This window comes from Actinomadura sp. NPDC048955, from assembly GCF_040649435.1.
GTDB classification, from domain to species: domain Bacteria; phylum Actinomycetota; class Actinomycetes; order Streptosporangiales; family Streptosporangiaceae; genus Spirillospora; species Spirillospora luteofluorescens.
On record NZ_JBEZJI010000138.1, the window covers coordinates 1 to 4835 of the forward strand.

The following is a 4835-nucleotide window of genomic DNA, read 5'->3' on the forward strand; positions in this document are numbered from 1 at the left end:
CGAGCAGGTGGTCGTGGTGTTGGTTGCGGATGGTCAGGTGCCGATGGTCCAGCAGTCAGGCGAGTGTGCGCTCGGTCTTTCACCGGTGGCGGTCGAGCCGCTCGCAGGAGTGGATGCCTCGGCGTGCGATGCGCGGGATGACGTCTCGCCGGCGGAGCCAGTGCCGTAGGGCGGCGGAGTAGTAGGCCTTTGTCGGCCCGGGCACCGCGTTCGTGCACACCGTCATCGACGACCACACCCGCCTGGCCTACGCCGAGATCCACGACGACGAGAAGGCCGCCACCGCCATCGGGGTCCTGCGCAACGCCGTCGCCTGGTTCGCCGCCCGCGGCGTCACCCTCCAGCGAGTGCTCACCGACAACGGCTCGGCCTACAAATCCCACGCCTGGAGCCACGCCTGCACCGAGCCCGGCATCCGCCCCAAGAAGACCCGCCCCTACCGGCCACAGACCAACGGGAAGGTCGAACGCCTCCACCGCACCCTGGCCGACGGCTGGGCACTGGGCCGCTTCCACAGCTCCGAACAAGCCCGCCCCAAAGCCCTCCCAGCATGGCTGCACTTCTACAATCACTGTGAGTCTTCAGGTGGCTGGTCTGGGACTGGCCGGTCAGGGTAGGCGTCGGTCGCTCCGGCTTAAGTCGTGACTCATACAATCACTGGCCCCACCAGGGTGCATTTCGGTGGACTTGTCCGTCCTTGAGGCGGAACGGCCGGCGCCACCTGGCCCACCTCGGTGTCCTGATCAGGAGATTGCCCGACCGTCAGGTCGTGGCCCGTCACAGTGCTGCCCCGAAGTGACTTCCCCCAGGCCGGCGCCGGTCGCAAGCGGCCGGACCGTGTTCCTGGATCAAGAAAGACTTCCGACCGCCGTGACTATCGTCGCGCACAACCATCCGTTCGTCATCGGGGTGGACACCCACGCCCGCAACCATGCTCTGGCCATCCTGGCCGCTACCGGGCAGCAGATCGATTCGGCCGAGTTCCCCACGACCAAGGCGGGCATGGCCCGCGCGATCGCCTGGGCTGCCCGCCGGACTCGCGGCGACCTTGCTGCCCTGTGGGTGATCGAGTGCGCCGCCACTTACGGCGCCCAGTTCGCCCATGCCGTGGCCGAGGCCGGCTACCAGGTCCTCAAGGCGCCGCGGATGAACGCTCGTGCCCACCGTGGGGTCGGCAAGTCCGACCCGCTGGACGCCCGCAGGATCGCCGAGGCCACCTTGCCCCTGGAGGAAGACCAACTGCGGCACCCGCGCCATGGCGACGGTGAACGCGCCGCACTGCGGGTACTGCTGGCCGCCAGAGACCACATGACCACAGAACGCACAGCTGCCGTCAACGCGCTGATCGCGCTCATGCGGGCCGTCGACCTCGGGGTCGACGCTCGCCACCCGCTGAGCAACCAGCAGATCATCGACATCTCCCGCTGGCGCACCCGCGACGAGCCGCTGACCGCCGCGACCGCCCGTGCTGAGGCGGAGCGTCTGGCCAAGCGGATCGTCACCCTCAACGAAGAGTTGGCCGCCAACCAGAAAACGATGGAGGTCCTGGTTCGCTCCACCCCTGCGGCAGGGCTGCTGGACAAGATCGGGATCGGGCCGGTCACCGCAGCAGTCTGCCTAACCACCTGGTCACACCACGGCAGGGTGCGCTCAGAGGCCGCCTTCGCCTGTCTGGCGGGGTGAACCCGATTCCCGCGTCATCGGGGAACACGGTCCGACACCGACTCAACAGGGGCGGCGACAGACGCCTGAACCGCGCCCTGCACATGGCGACCATCACCCGCATGATCCACGACCCCGCCACCCGCGAGTACGTCGAGCGCCGCCGCGCTGAAGGACGCACCAGAAAAGAGATTCGACGCTGCCTAAAGCGCTACCTCGCCAGACAGATCTACCGACACCTCAACGCGGCCGTCACCCCGGCACTCCCACTTGACGAGACATAGAAGAGTCCACCGCGGACACACCGCAACCGGCGGCAAACCACCCATCACCCTTGACCAACGTCCCCGGGCAGTACACCTAGGTCGCGCCAGGTGCCGCCCGTCGGGGGTTCGGCCGAGTTTCTTGGCGTCCACGTGCACCAGTTCGCTGGGCCGGTCGCGTTCGTAGTGGCGGATGACCTGGCCGGCGGGTGGGCCCATCGAGCCAAACCAAGGCGTTGTAGCACCTGAGGACGGACGGGGGTCAGGCCGCTTTGGTGGTGATGTCGCCGTTGCTGGTACTCAGGTCGAGCCCGTACTGGGCGGACGGGTCGTTCGGGATGCCAAGCCGCCGATCGCCGTCGCCGGTGTGCGTGCTCACGCGGTAGCCCCCGGCGGGCATGGTGACCGTGACCTCGCCGTTGTCGGTCTTCGCGCGGACGCTCTGCGGCGTTCCGGGCGTCAGGTCGATGTCGCCGTTGTCCGTCTCGGCGTCGACGCCGCCCTTGAGGCCGCTCCCCCGGACCTCGCCGTTGTCCGTCCTGACCTTGATGGGTCCCGTGGCGCCGTCCAGACGGACGGAGCCGTTGCCGGTGGTCACGTCCACCCTGCCCACCTTAAACAGGGTGATGGAGCCTTTCGAGGTCCCGCCCGACACGGGGAGGCCTGCGGGAAGGTCGACCGTGTAGCTCACCGAGCAGTGGGAGCCGCAGCCGCGCAGTTCCAGGACGCCGTTCTCGATCCTGTACGTGGGAGCCTCCGGCTTGTCGTTGCGGTACTTGACCTTGCGGTGCAGGGACGTCTTGGACGAGCCACCGCGCAGAGTCACGCTGCCGGATCCGATGTCGTCCAAGCGCACGGCGGTTATTTTGCCCTTCAGTTGGGCGCCGTCCTCGTAGGTGGAGGCGAAAGCCACGTCGCATGCGCTGAGCGCGGTCACGCTGAGTGCGGCTAGGGCTAGAGCAGAAAGCGTGCCACGCACGGCGATCCTCCTGGTCGGGCTAGGTGAACGCTGTCGAGCCTAGGAAGACGGGCGCCGGATGGCCGTCACGCCAGGGAGCCAGCTTGCTTCTCCCTCCCAGGTCGCTGAGCCTGCTACCGGGAGGGCTACGAACGGGCGGGAGAGGGAAATGCTTGCTCAACCAAGGCCAAGGTTTGGGAGCGGCACTTCGGCCGACTCCCGGCGTACAGAGCAGCGCCGTGAGACCGGAGTCCGCTGCCCGGTCCCAGGAATCCCGCCTTACCCCACCGCTCGACAGCTTGAAGTGAGCCCATCCCCTTTCTCCCTCTCTAGGAGGCACATCTCAAGGCAGGCGCCCCGGCGGTCACCACGAACGCCGGATGTACCCACCTGCGAGTGGGGGCGCAGCTGGCGGCGGGTGCGCGCTACGCACGCAAATCAACAGCGTCCGCCCAGCAAGCATTCACGCCTATCATCGACGCAAACCGTGCGTGGCCGGGCCCTCGCCACGCAACGGCAAGCCCTTGTGGGCGACTACTCGCATGGCCGAAATCGGCTTGGGGCGGCCCAGAGTATGGGGAAAGAGCTAAAGTTCGGGTGTCATGGACCGGTCCACAGCACTCGCCGCTCGCAGGTACGGGATCATCCTTAGCTGGGTCACCATCCCGCTATGCTGGCTGTTCATCGACGGCCCCAGCCTGTGGGTGTACGCCACAGGAACCGTCACCAGGGCCCATGTGGACCGGTGCGACGTCCGAAGCATCGGCCGTTCGGGTTCAACGGACATTTGCTACGGCTCCTGGAACATTGACGGCACCCGCCGAAGCGGCAAGATCGACGGCATCAGGGATGACGACTACTTGGGCGAGGACGTCCGTGTCCGCGTGACCGGATCGCGCGCCACCACCCGTGCCCTCCGCAGCGAACTCAACACGGCTGGCATCGCCCTTGTGCTCGCCGTCGCCGTCAGCATCTACGTGTGGATCCGATTCACGCTCATGGCAAGAACGGCCACGGGGAACCGCAGCGGACACCCTTGACGAAACTTTCCAGCTAAGCCGTGAGATCCTGCAACCAACCGACGCACAAGCTCTGACAACACCACAGTCCGCCATCATCCCGGCTGATCATCGATAGCCACGCGGGACACGCTGTGCTTCGAACGAAACCCTCCAGAGCACGCTGCGGCTTCTGAAGGCCTTGGCAAGGCATGGTCATGGTTCTCGCTCTGCACCTTTGACCGCGCGGCTTCCTGATGAGCTGTGGGAGATCGCCGAGCCGTTGATGCCCGGGTTCTCGCCGAGGCCGCAAGGCGGCGGGACGGCGTCGCTGGACGAGCGGCTGGTGTTCACCGCGATCGTGTACGTGCTGACCAGCGGTTGCACCTGGCGGCAGTTGCCCGGCGAGTTCGGTGTCACCCGGTCGACGGCGCATCGCCGGTTCGCTGCCTGGACCAAGGCGTGACTGTGGCCGCCGGTGTAACCGGACCGGGAGACTCCTAACACTCGGCAGGCCACCGCGACGGGGATGTCGTTCTCGGCGAGCTCACGGACCAGCGAGTACCTTATTTTGGGAGCACGTTCTCGCGGGCGAAGTAGGCCGCCGCCCGCTTGAGGATCTCGTTCTCCAACTCCAGTTGCCGGGCCTTTCGGCGCAGCTCGACCAGCTCTTTCTGCTCGCCGGCGCTCAGGCCGTCGAGGTGGCCTTCGTCGATGGCTGCCTGGCGGATCCAATTGCTCAGGCACGACTGACTGATGCCCAGGCTCTTGGCCAGCGCGGTGACCGACTTGTCGCCGGTGCGGGCCAGCTCGACGGCGCGACGCCGGAACTCGGGCGGGTGAGGTGGTGTGCAACGAACGGGCCGATCCCGGCCGTCCGGCCCGGCCTTCGGGGTTTGTCGGGGTGCTGGATTGAAGAAGGCCTGTCCGCGGCCTCGAATGGTCTTCGAGGCC

Annotated in this window: 4 protein-coding genes and 2 pseudogenes; 4 read left to right on the forward strand and 2 right to left on the reverse strand. The window is 67.0% G+C overall.

Annotated features, from left to right (window positions below):
• Positions 1–200: 200 nt before the first annotated feature.
• A pseudogene (locus AB0C84_RS45225) lies at positions 201–572 on the forward strand (DDE-type integrase/transposase/recombinase); the annotation flags it as partial.
• Positions 573–870: 298 nt separating this feature from the next.
• Positions 871–1946 (forward strand): annotated as a pseudogene (locus tag AB0C84_RS45230) (IS110 family transposase).
• A gap of 241 nt (positions 1947–2187) precedes the next feature.
• Here AB0C84_RS45230 and AB0C84_RS45235 read toward each other — a convergent pair.
• Positions 2188–2862 carry a DUF4097 family beta strand repeat-containing protein gene (locus tag AB0C84_RS45235; protein ID WP_361078917.1) on the reverse strand — a complete coding sequence of 225 codons (675 nt, stop codon included), beginning with the start codon at positions 2860–2862 and terminating at the stop codon, positions 2188–2190.
• Between the two features lie 623 nt (positions 2863–3485).
• Here AB0C84_RS45235 and AB0C84_RS45240 point away from each other — a divergent pair.
• Together AB0C84_RS45240 and AB0C84_RS45245 are read left to right on the forward strand one after the other, a co-directional pair.
• Positions 3486–3923, forward strand: coding sequence for a hypothetical protein (locus tag AB0C84_RS45240; RefSeq protein ID WP_361078919.1), 438 nt, complete (start codon positions 3486–3488; stop codon positions 3921–3923).
• Between the two features lie 196 nt (positions 3924–4119).
• A complete protein-coding gene (locus tag AB0C84_RS45245; RefSeq protein ID WP_361078922.1) occupies positions 4120–4347 on the forward strand; it encodes a transposase in 228 nt (75 codons plus the stop codon).
• Between the two features lie 100 nt (positions 4348–4447).
• Here the strand turns inward: AB0C84_RS45245 and AB0C84_RS45250 are convergent.
• Positions 4448–4835: transposase (locus AB0C84_RS45250; protein ID WP_361078925.1), on the reverse strand; the 388-nt coding region annotated here is incomplete at its 5' end.

What these genes read in the sequence shown, in the direction of transcription:
- AB0C84_RS45240 (WP_361078919.1), top strand. Translation starts at nt 3,486, where the DNA reads ATGGACCGGTCCACAGCACTCGCCGCTCGCAGGTACGGGATCATCCTT.